Annotated in this window: 1 pseudogene; it reads left to right on the forward strand. The window is 71.8% G+C overall.

Annotated features, from left to right (window positions below):
• Position 1 precedes the first annotated feature (1 nt).
• Positions 2–252 (forward strand): annotated as a pseudogene (locus SB756_RS32945) (hypothetical protein); the annotation flags it as partial.

Below are 252 nucleotides of genomic sequence, written 5' to 3' on the forward strand. Positions count from 1 at the left end.
GCTGGGTTTGAGCATCAGCCTCGGGGTACTGGCCGAAGGGCCGGGCGAGGGGCATGGCGAACGCGGCCAGCAGGTGCAAGGCGAGGGCGGGCCAGGCCGCTCGCTCAACTCGCGCGATGAAGTGCGCCAGACCCAGCCGCCGCGCCAGGGTTATTACCAGGACATTCCCCATCGCCATGGCGACGACCACCCCTGGCAAGCCGGTGGCCCACGGCCCGGCGGTGACTGGCAGGGGCGCCCGGATGGCCATGG

The sequence above is a fragment of the Pseudomonas sp. SIMBA_068 genome (genome assembly GCF_046534705.1).
GTDB classification, from domain to species: Bacteria; Pseudomonadota; Gammaproteobacteria; order Pseudomonadales; family Pseudomonadaceae; genus Aquipseudomonas; species Aquipseudomonas putida.